At 65.9% G+C, this 18,360-nt stretch carries 18 protein-coding genes; 3 read left to right on the forward strand and 15 right to left on the reverse strand.

Features of this window, described 5'->3' with window-relative positions; translation table 11 throughout:
* Window position 1: 1 nt before the first annotated feature.
* Window positions 2–568 (reverse strand): ribosome maturation factor RimP, encoded by a 567-nt coding sequence (locus tag FB461_RS05815; protein WP_246046037.1) that lies wholly within the window; start codon window positions 566–568, stop codon window positions 2–4.
* A gap of 153 nt (window positions 569–721) precedes the next feature.
* On the opposite strand from FB461_RS05815, the gene FB461_RS05820 reads away from it, so the two are divergent.
* On the forward strand, window positions 722–1,837 hold the full coding sequence (locus FB461_RS05820; RefSeq protein ID WP_142119788.1) for a hypothetical protein: 1,116 nt from the start codon (window positions 722–724) through the stop codon (window positions 1,835–1,837).
* Between the two features lie 183 nt (window positions 1,838–2,020).
* On the opposite strand, the gene FB461_RS05825 is transcribed toward FB461_RS05820, so the two are convergent.
* The gene (locus FB461_RS05825; RefSeq protein WP_142119790.1) at window positions 2,021–3,796 is read right to left on the reverse strand and encodes a proline--tRNA ligase; all 1,776 of its coding nucleotides are present in this window, start codon (window positions 3,794–3,796) and stop codon (window positions 2,021–2,023) included.
* A 158-nt stretch (window positions 3,797–3,954) separates the two neighbouring features.
* Between FB461_RS05825 and FB461_RS05830 the strand changes: the two genes are divergently transcribed.
* Window positions 3,955–4,662: a YoaK family protein gene (locus FB461_RS05830; protein ID WP_142119793.1), complete on the forward strand. Its 708-nt coding sequence runs from the start codon at window positions 3,955–3,957 to the stop codon at window positions 4,660–4,662.
* A 103-nt stretch (window positions 4,663–4,765) separates the two neighbouring features.
* Here FB461_RS05830 and FB461_RS05835 read toward each other — a convergent pair whose 3' ends face one another.
* The 11 genes from FB461_RS05835 to rpsB form a co-directional block, all read right to left on the reverse strand.
* On the reverse strand, window positions 4,766–5,629 hold the full coding sequence (locus FB461_RS05835; protein WP_142119795.1) for a GNAT family N-acetyltransferase: 864 nt from the start codon (window positions 5,627–5,629) through the stop codon (window positions 4,766–4,768).
* 33 nt (window positions 5,630–5,662) lie between these two features.
* Complete coding sequence (gene ispG / locus FB461_RS05840) at window positions 5,663–6,829, reverse strand: flavodoxin-dependent (E)-4-hydroxy-3-methylbut-2-enyl-diphosphate synthase (RefSeq protein WP_211349841.1); 1,167 nt, start codon at window positions 6,827–6,829, stop codon at window positions 5,663–5,665.
* Window positions 6,830–7,051: 222 nt separating this feature from the next.
* Window positions 7,052–8,350, reverse strand: a complete 1,299-nt coding sequence (locus tag FB461_RS05845) for a M50 family metallopeptidase (RefSeq protein ID WP_142119799.1) — start codon at window positions 8,348–8,350, stop codon at window positions 7,052–7,054.
* Window positions 8,351–8,406: 56 nt separating this feature from the next.
* Window positions 8,407–9,600 carry a 1-deoxy-D-xylulose-5-phosphate reductoisomerase gene (dxr, locus tag FB461_RS05850; protein WP_142119801.1) on the reverse strand — a complete coding sequence of 398 codons (1,194 nt, stop codon included), beginning with the start codon at window positions 9,598–9,600 and terminating at the stop codon, window positions 8,407–8,409.
* A complete protein-coding gene (locus FB461_RS05855) occupies window positions 9,597–10,145 on the reverse strand; it encodes a DivIVA domain-containing protein (RefSeq protein WP_142119803.1) in 549 nt (182 codons plus the stop codon). Before FB461_RS05855 ends, dxr begins: the two co-directional genes overlap by 4 nt.
* Complete coding sequence (rlmN, locus tag FB461_RS05860; RefSeq protein WP_142119805.1) at window positions 10,142–11,290, reverse strand: dual-specificity RNA methyltransferase RlmN; 1,149 nt, start codon at window positions 11,288–11,290, stop codon at window positions 10,142–10,144. Before rlmN ends, FB461_RS05855 begins: the two co-directional genes overlap by 4 nt.
* 17 nt (window positions 11,291–11,307) lie before the next feature.
* A complete protein-coding gene (locus FB461_RS05865) occupies window positions 11,308–12,171 on the reverse strand; it encodes a phosphatidate cytidylyltransferase (protein ID WP_142119807.1) in 864 nt (287 codons plus the stop codon).
* Complete coding sequence (gene frr, locus FB461_RS05870) at window positions 12,171–12,728, reverse strand: ribosome recycling factor (RefSeq protein WP_142119809.1); 558 nt, start codon at window positions 12,726–12,728, stop codon at window positions 12,171–12,173. The genes FB461_RS05865 and frr overlap by 1 nt, the downstream gene beginning before the upstream one ends.
* Window positions 12,729–12,774: 46 nt before the next feature.
* Window positions 12,775–13,506: a UMP kinase gene (gene pyrH, locus FB461_RS05875; RefSeq protein WP_142119812.1), complete on the reverse strand. Its 732-nt coding sequence runs from the start codon at window positions 13,504–13,506 to the stop codon at window positions 12,775–12,777.
* 104 nt (window positions 13,507–13,610) lie between these two features.
* Entirely contained in the window at window positions 13,611–14,462 is an 852-nt protein-coding gene (gene tsf / locus FB461_RS05880) for a translation elongation factor Ts (protein ID WP_142119814.1), read from the reverse strand.
* A gap of 50 nt (window positions 14,463–14,512) precedes the next feature.
* Window positions 14,513–15,403: a 30S ribosomal protein S2 gene (rpsB, locus tag FB461_RS05885; protein WP_142119816.1), complete on the reverse strand. Its 891-nt coding sequence runs from the start codon at window positions 15,401–15,403 to the stop codon at window positions 14,513–14,515.
* Window positions 15,404–15,726: 323 nt separating this feature from the next.
* Here rpsB and FB461_RS05890 point away from each other — a divergent pair, with 323 nt between their 5' ends.
* The gene (locus FB461_RS05890) at window positions 15,727–16,281 is read left to right on the forward strand and encodes a M23 family metallopeptidase (protein ID WP_170222627.1); all 555 of its coding nucleotides are present in this window, start codon (window positions 15,727–15,729) and stop codon (window positions 16,279–16,281) included.
* A 110-nt stretch (window positions 16,282–16,391) separates the two neighbouring features.
* Here FB461_RS05890 and FB461_RS05895 read toward each other — a convergent pair whose 3' ends face one another.
* Window positions 16,392–17,312, reverse strand: a complete 921-nt coding sequence (locus FB461_RS05895) for a FliA/WhiG family RNA polymerase sigma factor (protein ID WP_142119820.1) — start codon at window positions 17,310–17,312, stop codon at window positions 16,392–16,394.
* Window positions 17,313–17,352: 40 nt separating this feature from the next.
* Window positions 17,353–18,300: a tyrosine recombinase XerC gene (locus FB461_RS05900; RefSeq protein ID WP_246046038.1), complete on the reverse strand. Its 948-nt coding sequence runs from the start codon at window positions 18,298–18,300 to the stop codon at window positions 17,353–17,355.
* Between the last annotated feature and the right edge of the window lie 60 nt (window positions 18,301–18,360).

Below are 18,360 nucleotides of genomic sequence, written 5' to 3' on the forward strand. Positions count from 1 at the left end.
GTCAGACCTCCCCTTCCTCGTCACCGAAGTCGGCCTTCGCCGCCGATGACATCTCTACCTCTACTTGTCCGCGCACGATCTGCTCCCGGGGGATCTCGATACCGCCGGCCAGCACGAGTCGGGACTCGTCGGCGTCTGTCAGCCTTCCCGCTCGCGTCGAACCATCCTTGAGCACGATCGTCACGAGCCTCGTCCGGGCTCGCTTGAAATGCCGCAACTCAGTGAGCGGTCGCGAAACGCCCGGGGTCGAGACTTCGAGCGTGTACGCCCCGGCGATCACGTCGGCGCGATCCAATTCATCCGAGATCGACCGGGAAACCACGGCGATCTGATCCAGCGACATCGATCCGACCTGGTCGTCGGGGAGATCGACTGTGACCCGCACGAGAGTCGTACCGCCAGCGCGCCGAACCGATAAGTCCTCCAGGTACGCGCCATCCGCAGCCGCCACGGGAGCCAGCAACGCCAGCACCTCATCGTGGTTCGCCGCCGGCTGATGCGACTGCTGGGGCTTGCTCGGGCGTGAGCCGGCGTGCCGATTACGGCCATTGTGTGCGCCGCGCGCCATACGGGACCGCCTTTCGTTGCAGGGCGACTGCGCACGAGACCCCATGTGAAATTGAGCGTGGCGCAAGCCGTTGCATCCAAGCCTATCCGGATTTTCGCCGCCCACGGAACGGCTGCGACTACATTCACCGTCATCGTGACATGATCGGAGGCAATGACTTCGCCAACTTCGACCGCCACTACCGGGCGGGCGCACCTCACCCGCTCGGCGCGCAAAATGTTTCGATGCGCGACTGCCCTCGCCGCGATCCTCGCCCTCACGCTCGGCGCAGGCTGCGGTGTGCGCATCGAGACCCCAGCACCTACGGCACCGGCACCCGACGCCGCTGAGGTACTGCGTGAGGCGATGGTCGCGGACGCCCTCATGATCCAGGTGAGCGCGGCCCAACTGGGCGCGGCGGGCACCGCATCGCAGGAGGTCGCCACGGTTCTGACCAGAATCGCCAGCGACACCGCCACCCAGATCACGGCGCTCGGGGGAACCTACGATCCCGGTCCGGACTATGTATCCCGCTCCGTTCCCATCACGACCCCGTCGCCCACTCCGGTTACGGTGGAGTCGCTGATCCAACTTCTCGCCGATTCGGCGAATCGAACCCGGGGCACCCTCCCCACGGTCGAGGATCCCCTGCGCGCACGCCTCTACGCCTCGATCGCGCTCAGCGACTACGAATCCGCCGTGACCCTCGTGACCGCCGCGAGCGTGGGTGTCGAAACGGAACTCAAGGTGACGTTGCCCGCAACCGACTACTCGTCCGCCGTTGCCGCCACCGCGTCGGCCACGCTTCCCCCCGGGCTGAGCCAGGACGAGGCCATTGCCGCCATCGCGAGCCTCGACGCCGTGGGGTACGCGCGGGAGCAATGGGGTCTGCACACGTCCAGCAAGAGCGGCACCAAGATTCTCGATCAATCACGTTCCGACCGCTCGCGCGCACGCGCATGGGCCATCTCGGCGGGGATCGCCGGAACGGACGCCGACCCTCGCGAGGTATTCTACGTCGTCGGCGAAGGACGCCCTGCGCCCCGAATCCTCAAGCGGTTCGCGCGCGACCAGTTCGCCGATCAAACCCACCGTTTCCTCGCCGCATTCGCGAGCGTGGGGGCGGACGAGCGCCAGTCGCTACTCGATTTCGCGACGGAGGCATACCTCGCAGAACGGGCGCTCGGCGCAGAGCCGTCCGCGCTGCCCGGCCTCAGCGAGTACGACGCAGAGGGTGCCGACGAGTCGAGTGACGAGGCCGATACCTCCGCAACCGGTTCAGCCGACTGATCGAAGTCGAGAGGTCGCCGCCCAGACACCTCTCGCTTTGCCGCGGCCAGCGCGACTCTGCCCGCCGCGGTGCCGAGCGCATGTCAACGCTTTGCCCCGAGTGCCTGACCGACCCAGCGGCACGCGCCAACGCACGCCGGCACGAGTGCATACGCGCAAGTGCGCACGCGCCCGCCAAGGGAGCTAGTTTCGCGAGCGAACCTCGTCACGAACCCGCTGAGCTATCTCGGCGACAGGCACCTCGTCGCGGAAATCGCCCGAGCGTGATCGAATCTCGATCGTGCCGCCTGCCAGGCCACGCCCGACAACGACGATCAGCGGCACGCCCAGGAGTTCGGCATCGGCGAACTTCACGCCGGGCGAAACCTTGGGTCGGTCATCGTAAAGAACTTCGACCCCCTCCTCGCTCAGCTCGTTTGCGAGAGCACCTGCCGCCTCGAACACAGCGGGGTCCTTGCCGGTGGCGACTATGTGGACGTCCGCGGGCGCGATGTGCGCCGGCCATGCCAGGCCCTTGTCGTCGTGGAAGTTCTCCGCGAGCGCGGCCAGGGCGCGCGAAACGCCGATGCCGTAGGAGCCCATGGTCACGACCTGCTGCTTCCCGTTCGCGTCTAGCACCTTGAGGCCGAGCGCGTCGGCGTACTTGCGGCCTAGCTGGAAGATGTGGCCGATTTCGATGCCACGAGCAAGCTCGAGCGGTCCCGAACCATCCGGTGATGGATCCCCGGCCCGGACCTCGGCGGCCTCGATCGTGCCATCGGGCGTGAAGTCGCGGCCGGCCACGAGGCCCACCACGTGCTTCCCCGCCACGTTAGCGCCCGTGACCCAACTCGTCCCCGAGACGATACGCGGGTCCACGAGGTAGCGGATGCCGTCCTCGTTCCCGGTCTGCGCACGACCAATGGCTTGCGGCCCGATGTAGCCACGCACGAGCTCAGGATGCTTTGCGAAGTCGGCATCGCCGGCAGGCTCGACCTCAGCGGGCGATACCGCGGCCTCGAGCCGCTTGACGTCGACCTCGCGATCGCCGGGCACGCCGACGACTAGAAGCTCGCGCTCGCCGCCGACTCCCGTCAGCGCGAAGACGACGTTCTTAAGGGTGTCGCTGGCGTGCCACGCGCGATCCTCGCGCGGGGCGATCTCGTTCAGCCGCTCAACGAGGCTGTCGATGGTCGGGGTGTCCGGCGTGTCCACCACGCGGCTGGCCGGGGCGTCCTCGAACGGAAGTGGCGCGGGGGCATGCGTCGTGACGGCCTCGACGTTGGCGGCGAATCCGCCAGGAGAACGGACAAAGGTGTCCTCGCCGATGGCGGTGGGCGAGAGGAACTCCTCGCTACGCGAACCACCCATCGCACCGGAGGTGGCGGTGACAATCACGTAGTCGAGTCCGAGGCGGGCGAAGATGCGCTCGTAGGCGTCGCGCTGAGCGAGATATGAGGCGTTGAGGCCCTCGTCGTCGATGTCGAATGAGTAGGCGTCTTTCATGATGAACTCGCGGCCCCGCAGCAAGCCCGCGCGAGGGCGCGCCTCGTCCCGATACTTCGTCTGAATCTGGTAGAGGGTTACCGGCAGGTCCTTGTAGGACGAGTAGAGATCCTTCACGAGTAGCGTGAACATCTCCTCGTGCGTGGGGGCGAGGAGATAGTCCGCCTGCTTGCGATCCTGGAGGCGGAACAGGTTCGGGCCGTACTCGGTCCACCGGTTCGTCAACTCATAGGGCTCGCGCGGCAACAGTGCCGGAAAGTGCACCTCCTGCGCACCGGCGGCCGCCATCTCCTCCCGGACGATCTGCTCGATCTTGCCGAGCACGCGCAGGCCGAGCGGCAACCAGGTGTAGATGCCAGGCGCGGCGCGGCGGATATAGCCGGCGCGCACGAGCAGCTTGTGGCTTGCGACCTCGGCGTCGACGGGGTCTTCACGCAAAGTGCGCAGGAAAAGGGTGGACATCCGGATGAGCATGGTTACAGATTACTCAGTTTGTGCGATGCACCGGACATTGTGGGATGCAGCCCACATGGCGTGCGCCTCGCACCGGCCCATCGGATCCGGCGCAGGGCTAATCGGCGGGTAAAGTCGTGCGCAATGACGATGTCGACGTTAGGGAAGAGCGGGAAGACATGACGGCTGGGACCGCGCTGCACAGACTAGGGCACAGCCGGCTCAACGTTCTGGCTGCACTGCTCCTCACCTTCACCACTGGGATGATCGACGCCATCGGCTACCTAGGCCTGGACCGGGTGTTCACCGCCAACATGACCGGGAACGTCGTGATTCTCGCGATCGGCGTCGCCGGCGGCGCCGCCCTCCCGGTGGCAGGCCCCCTGGTAGCGTTCGCCGGATTCTTCCTCGGCGCAGCACTCAGTGGTCGCGCGCATCGAGGCGCCGGTAGCGGGTGGACGAGCACGACGACGAGGACGCTGCTGGCAACCGGACTGCTCGTCTCCGCCACGGCCCTGGCGGTTCTGCTGAGCCCACCACAGCACGGAAGCCGCTGGGCGCTAGTCGTCACCGCGACACTGGGTCTCGCGATGGGCGCGCAGGCCGCGGCCGCCCGGAGCCTCGGCGTGGCCGACGTATCCACCGTTGTGGTGACGATGACGCTCACGGGCTTGGCGGCGGACTCGTCCATCGGAGCCGGCCAAAACAGGCGCTGGCGTCGCCGTACCGGGGCGCTGCTGGCATTGGCGGCCGGCGCGGCGGCCGGCGCGCTCCTCGTCAAGATCGGCCTCGCGGCTGGGCTCGCCGCCTGCGGAGTGTCGATCATCGCCGTGGGCGTGGCCACGCACCGCTCGCATCGCGCAATACGAGTGCGGCTGGGACCATAGCCGCAGCGCGCAGGAACGCGAGCGGCATGGGAAATCGCGCATCGCGCAGGACAGCGGAGCAGGTTCGTGACGGCCGCGCGACCCGTTCCCGGCGCAGAGCAACCTAGAACAGTATGGTCGCGTAGGTGCCGACGCGCTCGAAGCCGACGCGCTCGTATGCCGCGATGGCCGGGGCATTGAAGTCGTTCACATACAGCGATGGGGTCCTCCCCTGCGACGCAACGCTCGCGGCGACCGCCGCGATTGCCGGTGCCGCCAGGCCTCGTCCGCGCAGGCTCGGGTGCACCCAGACGCCCTGGAGTTGCCCCATCTCGGACGTGGTCGCGCCCACCTCCGTCTTGAAACGGATCTCGTTCGAGCGCCCATCGACCTCGCCGCGCGATATCCAGGCGGAACCGGAATCGATCAGCCAGCGCACGCGCTCAGGATAGGAGTGCGGAGCCGCCTTGAGCGGAGAGTAACCGACCTCCTCGGTGAACATAGCGACGCACGCCGGTAGCAGCTCACCGTGTTCGGATGGCTCGGCCAGACGTACCGTCGTGTCGGGCATGACGCGCGGAGCCCCGCGCAGCACCATCGAGTACTGGACTGGCCGGATGTCGCGCGGGGCGGGCCAATCGTCCACCAGCATCCGCCAGAGGCCGAGCACCTCATCGCTCGCGCCCACGATGGACGAGACGGCGGTGCCGTGCCTCGACAGGCCATCGGCGAGGGCCGGGCGGAAGTCCGCGAGGCCGAAGGGGTTGACGGGCACGATATTCGATCCGACCCAGGCGAACGCCTGCAGTTCACCGAAGCGCGGATAGCCCAGCAACATCCCGCCGCCGTCTCGCAGGCCCGAGCGGAGCGCGCCCTCGATTCGGGCGGCCGCGAGGATGGATGCCGCAGGATCGACCCGGCACAGTTTCAGCGCCTCAGCGAGATCCTCCTCCCGAAGGAGCCTCAGTCCCGTGAAGAGTTGCCGCATCGCAAGCCCAGACAGGTTTCCGGCCGGGGCCCGCTAGGCGCCGACGGTGACGGTCGGCGCGGCACCATCCTGAGCGGGCATCGATTCGGCGATGCGCATCGCCTCCTCGATGAGCGTCTCAACGATCATCGATTCCGGGACCGTCTTGATGACCTCGCCCTTGACGAAGATCTGCCCCTTGCCGTTGCCCGACGCGACCCCGAGATCCGCCTCGCGCGCCTCCCCAGGGCCGTTAACGACGCAACCCATCACTGCGACGCGCAATGGAACCGGTAGGCCTTCCAGCCCGGCGGTCACCCGCTCGGCGAGCGTGTAGACGTCCACCTGCGCGCGCCCGCACGACGGGCAGGATACGATCTCCAGCTTTCGTTCGCGCAGATTCAGCGACTGCAGGATCTGGATGCCGACCTTGACTTCCTCGACCGGAGGCGCGCTCAGCGACACGCGAATCGTGTCACCGATGCCCTGCGACAGCAACGCACCGAACGCCGTGGCGGACTTGATCGTGCCTTGGAAGGCGGGACCGGCCTCGGTGACGCCGAGGTGGAGCGGCCAGTCTCCGCGCTGCGACAGCAGTTCGTAGGCGCGGACCATGACGACGGGGTCGTTGTGCTTAACCGAGATCTTGAAGTCGTGGAAGTCGTGCTCCTCGAAGAGTGAGGCCTCCCAGACGGCTGATTCCACGAGCGCCTCCGGCGTGGCCTTTCCGTACTTCTCCAGGAGTCGCTTGTCCAGGGATCCCGCGTTCACGCCAATGCGGATCGACACCCCAGCGTCCTTCGCGGCGCGCGCGATCTCCCCCACCTGGTCATCGAACTTGCGGATGTTTCCCGGATTGACGCGCACCGCGGCGCAGCCGGCGTCGATCGCCGCGAACACGTAGCGCGGCTGGAAGTGGATATCCGCGATCACCGGGATCTGCGACTTCTTCGCGATGATCGGCAAAGCCTCGGCGTCGTCCTGGGAGGGGCATGCGACACGGACGATGTCGCAGCCGGCGGCGGTCAACTCCGCGATCTGCTGGAGAGTGGCGTTGATGTCCGTCGTCTTCGTCGTCGTCATCGACTGGACCGACACCGGCGCATCGCCCCCGACGGCGACGCTACCCACCCGGATCTGGCGGGTCTTGCGGCGTGGCGCCAGGACCTGAGCGGGGGCAGAAGGCATACCGAGGTTCAGAGGCGTACTCACGCTTTTCATTATCCCCCACCTTGCTGGATTAACGGCGGGTGCGGCCGCGCCCGTCGCGTTCTCGAGTGTGACACTCATCGCACGAACGGATCACGCGCCGGGCATCGAACGCGGCCAGATCGGATACGACAATGCGGCAACGTCACGCGCCTGTCTCTGTGCGCGTCCATCAGTCACGTGCTAAGGCGCGCCGCCAGATACCCGCAGCACACCCCCGCAGCGCCAGCTCGCCTATCCGGCCGCGAACAGGCTGATCGGATCAACGATGTCCGCCACGATAAGTACCGCCCCCATGACGATCAGCACGATGAACATCCCGAATGCGACGGGCACCATGCGGGCGGTATCCACCGGGCCGGGACGCTCACGGCGTCGCAGCCGGGCGATCTGTCGCTTAAGGCCCTCGTACAGGGCACCGACGACGTGTCCGCCGTCGAGCGGGACGAGCGGAATCAGGTTGAACACGAACAGCGCGATGTTCAGGCCAGCCAACAGGCTGAGGAGACTGACGACCCTGAACCCTGAGGGCAGGTCCTGCGTGGGTGCAGAGGTGATCTCGCCAGCGATGCGTCCCACGCCCACCACGGAGATCACGGAGTCCTGATCCCGCTCCTGGCGCGGGGAAACGACGGCCGTGGCGGTCTGGTACACCTTCATCGGCAGCTCCACGACGATCCCGGCCATGGACGTCATCTGACCCCAGACGATACCGGGGACCGTCGAGATCGGCTGCGACTGCCACTGCTCCTCGGGCGCGATCCCGATGTAGCGGCGGGTCAGGGTCTTACCGTTCGCGCCGGTCGAGGAGACCTCGACGGGGGTCATGGTCGTGGAGAACTGCTGACCGTCGCGCAGATAGTCGATGGAAACGGCGCCCGCGGCATCGCGAATCGCCGCGGGAACCTGATCCCACGATGCGATCTGGACCCCGTCCACGGCGACTATCTCATCGCCCACTCGCAAGCCCGCCGACATCGCCGGCCCGGGTAGCGCACCGTCGGTGCAGGGCTGTTCGTCGTTGCCCCCTTGCACGCTGGCCGCGCCGACGCACGCCTGCACGGTTCCCAGTTTCGTCGATGGCCCCAGATCGCCGAAGCCGACCTGCACGATGGCGATCAGGACCACGGCGATGAGAAGGTTCATCACGGGCCCGCCCAGCATCACGGTGACCTTCTTTGGCGCGCTCAGGTTGTAGAAGGCGCGTGGTTCCTGGCCCGGCAGTATCTCGTCCTGCGACATCATGCGCGCATCGCGGACCATTTCGGCGAGGCGACCCTTGCGCTGCTTCTGCCCCGGACGCGCCGGCGGGTACATGCCGATGAGCCTCACATACCCGCCCAGCGGGATCGCCTTAAGGCCGTACTCGGTCTCGCCACGCCTTGTTGACCACAGCTTGGGACCGAAACCCACGAAGTACTCGCTCACGCGAACGCCAAATTTCTTGGCGGGAAGCATATGCCCCACCTCATGCAACGCGATCGACACTAGCAGTCCGATCACGATGACGATGATCCCGAGCGCCGAATCCATGTGGTTCTCCCATCCACCGGCCACGTGGGGCGTCGTGGCGGCTCATCCATTGTGGACTATCGATCTGAGAGTTCCGCCGCGTACGCGCGGGCCCAGTTCTCGATCTCGAGGACCTCATCGAAATTGGCGGGACCAGTGCCGGTGATGCCGGTGGATTCCACCGCGGCCACGACATCGGCAACGATCTGCGCGATGCGCGGGAAGCGGAGCTCACCGCGGCGGAAACGCTCGACCGCCACCTCATTGGCGGCATTGAGAGCTGCGGTGTGCCAGGCGGAGGCGCCGACTGCTGCGCGGGCGATCGCAATCGCGGGGAAGGTCACGTCGTCTAGCGGTTCGAAGTGCCAGTCGACGCTCTTGTCCCACGGGTAGCCCCGAATCACGTCGGGCAGCCTGTTCGGCCAGTCGAGGGCGACGGCGATGGGTAGGCGCATGTCCGGTGGCGACACCTGGGCAATGGTCGATCCATCCACGAACTCGACGGCCGAGTGCACGATCGACTGCGGGTGGACGACGACGGTGATCTCGTCCGGATCCACGCCGAAGAGCACGTGCGCCTCGATGAGTTCGAGCGCCTTGTTCATGAGCGTTGCGGAGTTGATAGTGACCACCGGCCCCATGGACCAGGTCGGATGCGCGAGCGCCTGTTCCACGGTCACATCCCGCAGACTTTCCGCCGGCCAGCCGCGGAAGGGGCCACCCGATGCCGTGAGTATGAGCCGCGCCACCTCGGTTCGCCGTCCAGCGCGCAACGCCTGCGCCATGGCGGAGTGCTCGGAGTCGACGGGCACGAGCTGACCTGGGCGCTTGGCGGCTTCGAGGACGAGGTTCCCGCCGGCCACCAGGGATTCCTTGTTGGCGAGGGCGAGCGTGGATCCGGCCTGCAGTGCAGCAAGGGTTGCGCCGAGACCGATCGATCCGGCCACCGCATTCAGGACCACGTCCGCACCGCGGGCCGCCAGTTCCGCGGTCGCTCCTGGGCCCGCGAGGATTTCGACGCCGCTGATCCCGCGCTGCTGTAGCGCGGCGCGCACCCGAGCGACGTTGTCGGGATTCGCGATCGCAACAACCGGGACGCGGAAGCGTGCCACCTGGGCCGCGAGCTCGTCCGGGCTCGAACCCGATGCGGCCAGTCCGGCCACGGTGAATCGGTCGGGGTTCCGCGAGACGACGTCTAGGGTCTGCGTGCCGATTGACCCCGTCGAGCCGAGTAGTGCGAGAGAGCGCGGCCCGTCGCTTGGTGCGCTCATACGGCGGCGAGCAGAACCTGCCCGGCGCGGCGCAGGTAGGCGTCGACCGAGGCCTCGTCGTACCCCTTTTTGGGACCGCGCCGTTTGAAGGTCGCCTGCTGCACCTCGCGGGCGGTGATGGGAGTTCCCTCGTCGAAGAAGGCGGTCAATCGATCGAGCAGGGCATCCACCTGCGCGGCATCGTATCCGCGTCGTCCCCTCGGTGGCGCAAAGCGTTCCCTCTCCGGGCGCGTGAGCCTGCTGTACAGCGTCGTCGCGCGCTGCGCCAGCTGCTGATTCCAGTCCTGCTGGCCGAGCGCCTCCACGATCTGCGCGCGCTCCTTGACCACCATGGCCGCGGCCAGTCGGTCCAGGGCGGCGTCCACGCGATCGCACTTGTAGCCGCGATGAACTTGATCGAAAGCGACGCTCTGAATCTCGTCCACGCTGAGCCGGGCCGCGGGATCACCCTCGTAGGATGCCCTGGCCAGGTCGAAGAAGTCGTCAACCTCCTCGGGATCGTAGCCGAATCGGAACCAGTTTGACCTTGGGAACGCCGTCGTCATGCTGACTTTTCCTCCTTAGCGGCGGCAAGTTGACCACAAGCACCGTCAATGTCACTTCCACGAGTATCGCGAATCGTCGTCGGAATGCCGGCGGCGCGCAGCCGGTCGACGAATTCGCGTTCCACGTCCTTGTCAGGCGCGGTCCAGATCGATCCGGGGGTCGGGTTCAGCGGGATGGGGTTTACGTGGACCCAGCCCTTGCCGCGGGCGTTCAGCTTCTTCGCCAGCAGGTCGGCGCGCCATGCGTGATCGTTCATGTCCTTGATCAGGGCGTATTCGATCGACACCCGGCGGCCGGTCACCTCGAAGTAGTGGCGCGCGGCGTCAAGCGCCTCCCCCACCGACCATCGCGTGTTAATCGGCACCAACTCCGAGCGAAGGTCATCGTCAGGCGCGTGCAGCGACAGCGCTAGGGTCACGGGGATCCCCTCATCGGCCAGTTTGCGCATGGCCGGGACGAGGCCGACGGTCGAGACCGTGACGTTGCGGGCGGACATCCCCATCCCCCACGGTCGCGGGGCGACTAGCGCGCGCACGGTCCCCATGATCGCCTTGTAGTTCGCCAGCGGTTCACCCATGCCCATGAACACGATGTTGTTGAGCGAGGTGGGCCCGCCAGGGATTCGTCCCTCGTGCAGGGCGCGTTGCGCGGCCCGTACCTGCTCGACGATCTCCGCCGTGGTCAGGTTGCGCGTCAGGCCGAGTTGGCCGGTGGCGCAGAAGGGGCAAGCCATCCCGCAGCCGGCCTGGCTGGAGATACACAGCGTGCTGCGACTGGGGTAACGCATCAGGACCGACTCGACTTTGGCATCGTCGAACAGGTTCCACAGGGTCTTGACGGTCGTGCCGCCATCGGCCGTGAGTTCGCGTACCTCGGTGAGAAGCGCGGGAAAGAGGGTCTCCTGGATCCGCTCGCGAATCGCGGCCGGCAGATCAGTCATCTCGCTCGAGTCGTTCGAGAAATGCTCGAAATAGTGCGTCGCGAGTTGCTTGCCGCGGAACTTCGGCTGACCGACTTCGGCGAGGAACTCGGAGACCTCGTCCTGCGAGAAGTCGACGAAATGGCGAGGCGGCTTACCTCGCCGGCCCTTGGTTCGGGCCGAAAAATCGAGCGGCATCCCGAGCGATTGCGGGCGGACGGCCATGAAGAACTTCCCTACGGTCAGGCCGCCGCCGCACTCATGCGGTCGGCGACGACGAAAACCACGTACACGAATGGCGCCGTGAGCAGCATCGAGTCGATGCGGTCCAGGACTCCCCCGTGACCCGGCAGCAGCGAGCCCATGTCCTTCAGGCCGAGGTCCCGCTTCAGGAGCGACTCTCCGAGGTCGCCCAGAGTTGCAGTGATCGGCACGATAAGGCCGAGCATCGCGCCCGAGATCGGATCCAGTCCGAGAATTCGCGCCCCCACCGTGGCAACCGCGATGGTCAAGGCGAATGATCCCGCGAGCCCTTCCCAGGTCTTCTTTGGGCTCACCGACGGAGCGAGCGGATGCTTGCCGAGAAAGACGCCCGCGAAGAACCCACCCACGTCAGAGGCGACCGCGAGCAGCAGGAACAACGCGACCTTATGCTGACCGTTGTCGCTGGCCAGGATGACCACGACGAATCCTGCCATGAGCGGCAGATAGGCCGTCGCGAACGCGATGCCGGTCAAATCTCGTAGCGCCGCCGGGCCCCCGCCCTCCATCAGTCGCCAGACGATCGCGGCGAAGATCGTCAGGACTATGGATATCATCAGGCCCTCGGTGCCTGCCTGATATGCCGAGATGCTGACGCCGGCCGAGCCGACCGCGAGCGGGACAACCGGGATTCGGATGCCCTTCTTGGCAAGAGCCTGATCAAGTTCCCACATGCTCAGCGCGAGCGCGATAGCCACGACGATGATGAAGAACTGTTTCTGTACGAACAGTCCGGCCGCGACAAGCGCCAGCAGACCGAGCCCCACAGGTATGGCGACGCGCAGATCGCGTCCGCCCTTACGTGCTCTGGGCTCGGCCTCGGCGGGGCTGGCGGAGTCGGTCATTAGACCTCGAGAAGTTCCTTCTCCTTGCCCGCCAGGAGCACGTCAATCTGATCCACGTGCGCCTTGGTAAGAGCCTCGAGTTCCTTCTCCGCGCGAGCGACATCGTCCTCGCCGGCGTCGCCGTCCTTCTCGAGCTTGTCGAGCGAGTCCTTGGCCTTGCGGCGCACGGCGCGAACGGAGACGCGCCCCTCCTCAGCCTTGATTTTCGCGAGTTTGACGTATTCCTTGCGCCGCTCCTCCGTCAGGGCGGGAAGGGACACGCGGATCACGTTACCGTCGGAGGTGGGGTTCACACCCAGGTCGGAATCGCGTAGCGACTTCTCGATAGCGGCGATCGCGGTTTTGTCGAAAGGCGAGATGACGACGGTGCGGGCCTCGGGAATGGCAAATGATGCGAGCTGCTGCAGTGGCGTCGGGGCGCCGTAGTAGTCGGCGACGAGCTTCGAGAACAGCGCGGGGTTCGCGCGGCCCGTTCGAATCGCGCTGAATTCCTCTTTGGCGACCTCGATCGCCTTGTCCATCTTCTCCTCGGTTTCGAGGAGGATCTCGTCAATCACCGATCCATCTCCCATCTCGTTCGCGATGCTTGTGCTGTCGCGTCAATCAGTCGGCGCTTACCAGCGTTCCGATATTCTCCCCAAGCAGAGCCTTGGTGACATTGCCTGGCTCATCCATGCCGAACACCCGCATGCGAACGTCATTATCCTTGCAAAGGCTGAAGGCCGTAGCGTCTACAACCTTAAGGCCTTTGACCAGGGCCTCGTTGTAGCCCAGCGTGTCGAGTCGCGTGGCCGTGGGATCGACCTTCGGATCGGCCGTGTAAACGCCATCGACGCCGTTCTTCGCCATGAGGACCTCCTGGCCGCCGATCTCCAGCAGTCGCTGGACAGCGACGGTATCTGTGGAGAAATAGGGCATTCCGGCACCGGCACCGAAGATTACGACGCGTCCCTTCTCAAGGTGGCGCACCGCGCGCAGGGGTATGTATGCCTCGGCGACCTGCCCCATGGTGATGGCGGTCTGCACACGCGTGGTGACCCCTGCCTGCTCCAGAAAGTCCTGGAGCGCCAGGCAGTTCATGACCGTACCGAGCATGCCCATATAGTCGGCGCGTGAGCGGTCCAGTCCGTTTTGCGCGAGCTCGGCCCCGCGGAAGAAGTTCCCACCGCCGACGACGATCGCGATCTGCACGCCCTGGTGCGCAGCCGCAGCGATCTCTCCGGCGACTCGGCGCACGACATCGGGTGAGACCCCGACACGCCCGCCGCCGAACGCTTCTCCGGACAGCTTCAGGAGTACCCGACGCGGCTCACTCGTGCTCTGCTCAACTGTCATCCTCGTTGCCCTTCATGTGAGTTGCTATGTATCGCAGGATTGAAACTACCCGGGTGCGGCTCGGCCCGGCCCACTGAGAAAGTGGACCGGGCCGAGTTGCAAGATCAGGCGCCTACCCGGAACCGAACGAATTCGGTGAGGGTTCCGCCAACCTCCTTGAGGAGCTGACCGATGGTCTTGCTCGGATCCTTTGCGAGCGGCTGCTCGAGCAGGACGACATCCTCGAAGAACTTGTTGAGACGGTTCTCCGCGATCTTCGCGATGATGTGATCCGGCTTGCTACCGCCCTCATTGCGGGCCGTCTCCTCGACGATGCGGCGCTCGTTCTCCACCACATCGGCGGGAACGTCCTCACGGCTGAGGTATTGCGGCGAGAGGCCGGCTACGTGCTGCGCGATGTCCTTGGCAACAGCGGCACCGGCGACGTTCGTCGCGACCAAGACACCGATCGACGGCGGCAGGCCGGCGGCGGTGTGGTGGAGGTAACTCGTGACGCGCTCGCCTGCAACGCGAGCGACGCGGCGAAGCGCCACCTTCTCGCCCAGCGTCGCGGCGGTCGTGTCGATGACCTCCTTGACCGTCTTGCCATCGGCATCGGCGGTCAGCGCGTCGGTCTCGTTCGAGGCACCAGCGGCCACGATGGAGTCGAGTACGCGGGCGGCAAGGTTGATGAACGGGTCGGACTTCGCGACGAAGTCGGTCTCGGAGTTGAGTTCGATGATCGTGCCGACCTCGCCCTCCACCTCCTCGGACTGGCGGACACTGAGCGCGACGAGGCCCTCCGAGGTGGAGCGGTCCTCACGCTTGGCAACGCCCTTGAGGCCCTTGACGCGGATGATCTCGATCGCGCGCTCTGGGTCGCCCTCAGCCTCGACGAGTGCCTTCTTCACATCGAGCAGGCCAGCGCCCGTACGCTCGCGCAGGGCCTTGATGTCGGCGGGGTTAATCTTCGCCATAACGTCTTGCTTCTTTCCTGTGTGGTAAGAGTCTGGAAACTGAGTCAGGCTCAGGCCTGCGCCTCGGCGGCGGGTGCCTCATCAGCCGGAGCGGCCTCAGCAGCGGGTGCCTCATCAGCCGGAGCGGCCTCAGCAGCGGGTGCCTCGGTCTTCGGCGCCTCAGCGTCGGCGGAACCGGCGAGCAGTTCGGCCTCCCACTCGGCGAGCGGCTCGGCAGCGGGTGCCGCCTCCGTGGTGGAGGACGAGGCGCCAGCGCGCTCGATGAGCCCCTGGGCTGCGGCGTCGGCGATCACGCGGGTTAGCATGGCGACCGATCGAATCGCGTCATCGTTACCCGGGATCGGGTAGTCGACCAGGTCCGGGTCGCAGTTGGTGTCGAGGATCGCGACAACCGGGATGCCCAGCTTGCGAGCCTCGTCAACCGCGAGGTGCTCCTTGTTCGTGTCCACGATCCACACCGCACTCGGAACGCGGTTCAGGTCCCGGATACCGCCGAGCGTGCGGGCGAGCTTGTCGCGCTCGCGGCGCAGGACGAGCAGTTCCTTCTTGGTGTAGCCAGAGCCGGCGACGTCGTCGAAGTTGAGCTGCTCGAGTTCCTTGAGGCGCTGCAGGCGCTTGTGCACGGTGCTGAAGTTGGTCAGCAGACCGCCAAGCCAGCGGTAGTTCACGTATGGCATGCCAACGCGGGTCGCCTGCTCGGCGATCGCTTCCTGTGCCTGCTTCTTGGTGCCGACGAACAGGATCGAGCCACCGTGCGCGACGGTCTGCTTGACGAACTCGTAGGCATTGTCGATGTAGGACAGCGACTGCTGCAGGTCGACGATGTAGATGCCGTTGCGCTCGGTGAAGATGTAGCGCTTCATCTTGGGGTTCCAGCGGCGAGTCTGGTGTCCGAAGTGGACGCCGCTCTCGAGCAACTGGCGCATGGTTACCACAGCCATGGTGGTCCTTTCGGGCGCAACTCATGGAGTAGCGCCATCAATCTGGCGACGTGAACGCCGCGGTGGTTGTCGGAGGCAACGTGCGATGCCTCCCCTGGTGCCAGCCGGGCTCCCGCCATGAATCTTGATTCATGGACCGGAGGGAAACCGCGCCTCACCGGTGGAACCGGTGAATGCTGGCACGCGAAGTCAGCCGACGAGGTCAGCTGCTTGGACCATCCTACCCGATTTCGCGCCGGCCACTCACGCGGCGGCTGGGACGAGTTATCCCCAACCCTCGTGCTGGCGTGCGGTGGTAGTAGACGGCGGGTATGAGTGCTGTCATGAAGAGAATTCTGGCAGTCGTCCTGGCGTCGGCCGTGGTAGCCAGTGTGGCTCCTGCGCCGATGGCCGCACCGTGGGCCTCGTCCTCCGCGCAGGATCCTCTCGCCCACCAGCCGAACGAAGAGCCGCAATCACTACGAGGATACGAGCTTCCGCTACCGGGAACGATCGCCTCCCTAGTAATACGCGGCTTCCAGGCGCCAGCAAACCGTTATGCGGCCGGGCACCGAGGGGTCGACCTGGCGGCCGAAGCGGCGACGGCGGTGAGCGCTCCGGCGGGGGGCACCGTTACGTTCAACGGACGCGTTGCGGGCAGGCCGCTCATTGTCATCGAGCACGAGGACGGCCTGAGGTCGACGCTCGAACCCGTCGAGTCGGATTTGTCCTCCGGCACAGTTGTCGTGCGTGGACAGTCGGTTGGCGAGGTTGCGACCGGACACGACTGCCGCGGAGCGGCCACATGCTTGCACTGGGGCGTGCGCAACCCGCGCGGCGATTATCTCAATCCGCTGATGCTCCTGGGAGTCATCGCAATCCGCCTGTATCCCTCCTGAGCCCGCATCCCTCCTGACGCGCAGTTCGATCTTCCGGTATTGCGCGGCACGTCACCCTCGCGGTGCGTGCCTGCCCGCACCGGAACGCGAACCGCTTACGGCAGCTCGGGTTACCGCACTCCCATGTCGGTGAGCTGAGACCGGAGTTGCTTCATCGCCCCGGAGTGGAGTTGCGAAATGCGGGACTCGGTGACGCCAAGGATGGCGCCGATCTCGCTGAGCGTCAGGGATTCGAAGTAGTAGAGCATCAGGATCAGTCGGTCACGATTGCCGAGTCGGCTGACGACATCGAAAAGAATGCGGCGCTGCTCGCCTGATTCGTAACTACCAGCCGGATCGTCAACGTCGTGGTGAGACGGCTGCGACGGGGCGAGGCGCTGCTCGATCCCATCCCCGAGGGCCAGGAGCTCATCGAGCGCCACGATGGAGGAACTCGAATTCGCAGACTCGATGTGATGAAGTTCGCCAAGCGCGATACCCAGGTGATCGGCCAGTTCCTCGCGAGACGGGGCCCGGCGCAGCCTAGCCTCGAGCTCTTCGACGGCCCGCTCCAGGCTTCGCGCCTTCGCTCGAACAGAGCGCGGCACCCAGTCCATTGAGCGCAGTCCGTCGATGATGGCGCCACGCACGCGCGTCTGGGCGTAGGTCTCGAAGCGGATGTCCCGATCTGGATCGAATTTGTCGATCGCGTCGATGAGTCCGAACATGCCGTAGGAGACGAGGTCGGCCTGCTCCACCGTGTTCGGCAGCCGCATGCCTATGCGCGTGGCCACCTGGCCGACGAGCGGGCTGTAGAACAGAATCAGTTTCTCGCGAGCGGCCAACGCGCGCGTCATGCGGTAGTAGGTCCATACGTCCCGGATCTCACCGTTTTCGAGGTCAACCACCTGTGCATCGCTCGGGTCGGCGCGCAGCGCCACCTCGTGGACGGGTTTCGCTCGCTCGTCCCGCCGCGCAAACAACAGGCCCGAACGAGCCGTGGTCCTGGTCGCAGCGGTTTGAGTCGCGCCTTCCACCTCTGTCGCATTCATGCTGGCAGCGTTCATTCGGAGAGTTCCCTTCAACAGACCGTCACGCACGCGGGTGCGCTTGGCGGTAGATGGACTTCAGTCGTTCGACCGAGACGTGCGTGTAGCGTTGCGTCGTTGCAATGCTCGAATGTCCCAGTAACTCCTGAACTGATCTTAGGTCAGCTCCGCCTTCAATTAAATGGGTGGCGGCGCTGTGCCTCAAGGCGTGGGGCGAGATGTCAGTGATTTCCGCGTTAATGCAGGCCCGATGCACCGATTCGCGGATCTGCCGAACTCCCCACCTGCCCCCGCGCGTGCCGAGGAACAACGCATGCGAGGTAGTGCCTCGGCCAGCGGAGGCCATCGTGGGGCGGCCCGCTGTCAGCCAGGTCTGCAATGCGCTGGCCGCTGGGGCCCCGAGGGGAACGACCCGGTCCTTCGAGCCCTTGCCGTGTAGCAGGACGAATCGACCGGAGAGATCCAGGTCGTCCACGTCGATCGCGGCGATCTCGGCGATCCTCGCTCCCGTGCCGTACATGAGTTCGAGGCAGGCCCACAGGCGCAACTCCTCCGGAGCCTGCGTTTCGTCGTAGTCCGCCCGCGCGGTGTTCAGCAGCGTGGCGGCCGCCTCGACGTGCAGGACCGCAGGAAGGCGGCTGGGGAGGGACGGGGCGGGAATCCGCCCGATACCGGACGGTGCCTCGCCGGTTCGCGCCAGCCAGTCGCTGTATGCGCGGATGCTTGCGCGGCGGCGCGCAATCGTTGACTTGGCAAGCCCGTTGCGAGTCCCCGCAGCCAACCAGCGGCGCGCATGTGCCACGGTCACTTCGCCGGCCGTGAGGTCCGGTACTGCGAGGAAATCCCGGTACGTCCGCAGATCCGCTAGGTAGCCGCGCACGGTCCCCTCCGACAACCCGCGCCTGCTTCGCAAGTACTCCTCGAAGCGATCGAGGCACGAAGGCGCAGCTCGGTGCGCGCTTTCGCGACCTGTTGCCTGAGTCACACTCATGTGGCAACCGTTGTCCATTATGTTCGGAAAAGCAAGTCTCGCTCGGTCGTCGGATGAATT

Source organism: Rarobacter faecitabidus, from assembly GCF_006716265.1.
Lineage (GTDB): Bacteria > Actinomycetota > Actinomycetes > Actinomycetales > Cellulomonadaceae > Rarobacter > Rarobacter faecitabidus.

Bases quoted from the DNA above. Each gene is read 5' to 3' on its own strand.
- FB461_RS05815 (WP_246046037.1), bottom strand. From the start codon at position 568: ATGGCGCGCGGCGCACACAATGGCCGTAATCGGCACGCCGGCTCACGC.
- FB461_RS05865 (WP_142119807.1), bottom strand. From the start codon at position 12,171: ATGACCGACTCCGCCAGCCCCGCCGAGGCCGAGCCCAGAGCACGTAAG.
- FB461_RS05900 (WP_246046038.1), bottom strand. From the start codon at position 18,300: ATGAGTGTGACTCAGGCAACAGGTCGCGAAAGCGCGCACCGAGCTGCG.
- rpsB (WP_142119816.1), bottom strand. From the start codon at position 15,403: ATGGCTGTGGTAACCATGCGCCAGTTGCTCGAGAGCGGCGTCCACTTC.
- FB461_RS05830 (WP_142119793.1), top strand. From the start codon at position 3,955: ATGACGGCTGGGACCGCGCTGCACAGACTAGGGCACAGCCGGCTCAAC.
- FB461_RS05855 (WP_142119803.1), bottom strand. From the start codon at position 10,145: ATGACGACGGCGTTCCCAAGGTCAAACTGGTTCCGATTCGGCTACGAT.
- ispG (WP_211349841.1), bottom strand. From the start codon at position 6,829: ATGAAAAGCGTGAGTACGCCTCTGAACCTCGGTATGCCTTCTGCCCCC.
- tsf (WP_142119814.1), bottom strand. From the start codon at position 14,462: ATGGCGAAGATTAACCCCGCCGACATCAAGGCCCTGCGCGAGCGTACG.
- dxr (WP_142119801.1), bottom strand. From the start codon at position 9,600: ATGAGCGCACCAAGCGACGGGCCGCGCTCTCTCGCACTACTCGGCTCG.
- FB461_RS05845 (WP_142119799.1), bottom strand. From the start codon at position 8,350: ATGGATTCGGCGCTCGGGATCATCGTCATCGTGATCGGACTGCTAGTG.
- FB461_RS05890 (WP_170222627.1), top strand. From the start codon at position 15,727: ATGAAGAGAATTCTGGCAGTCGTCCTGGCGTCGGCCGTGGTAGCCAGT.
- FB461_RS05820 (WP_142119788.1), top strand. From the start codon at position 722: ATGACTTCGCCAACTTCGACCGCCACTACCGGGCGGGCGCACCTCACC.
- FB461_RS05825 (WP_142119790.1), bottom strand. From the start codon at position 3,796: ATGCTCATCCGGATGTCCACCCTTTTCCTGCGCACTTTGCGTGAAGAC.
- FB461_RS05835 (WP_142119795.1), bottom strand. From the start codon at position 5,629: ATGCGGCAACTCTTCACGGGACTGAGGCTCCTTCGGGAGGAGGATCTC.
- rlmN (WP_142119805.1), bottom strand. From the start codon at position 11,290: ATGGCCGTCCGCCCGCAATCGCTCGGGATGCCGCTCGATTTTTCGGCC.
- pyrH (WP_142119812.1), bottom strand. From the start codon at position 13,506: ATGACAGTTGAGCAGAGCACGAGTGAGCCGCGTCGGGTACTCCTGAAG.
- FB461_RS05895 (WP_142119820.1), bottom strand. From the start codon at position 17,312: ATGAATGCGACAGAGGTGGAAGGCGCGACTCAAACCGCTGCGACCAGG.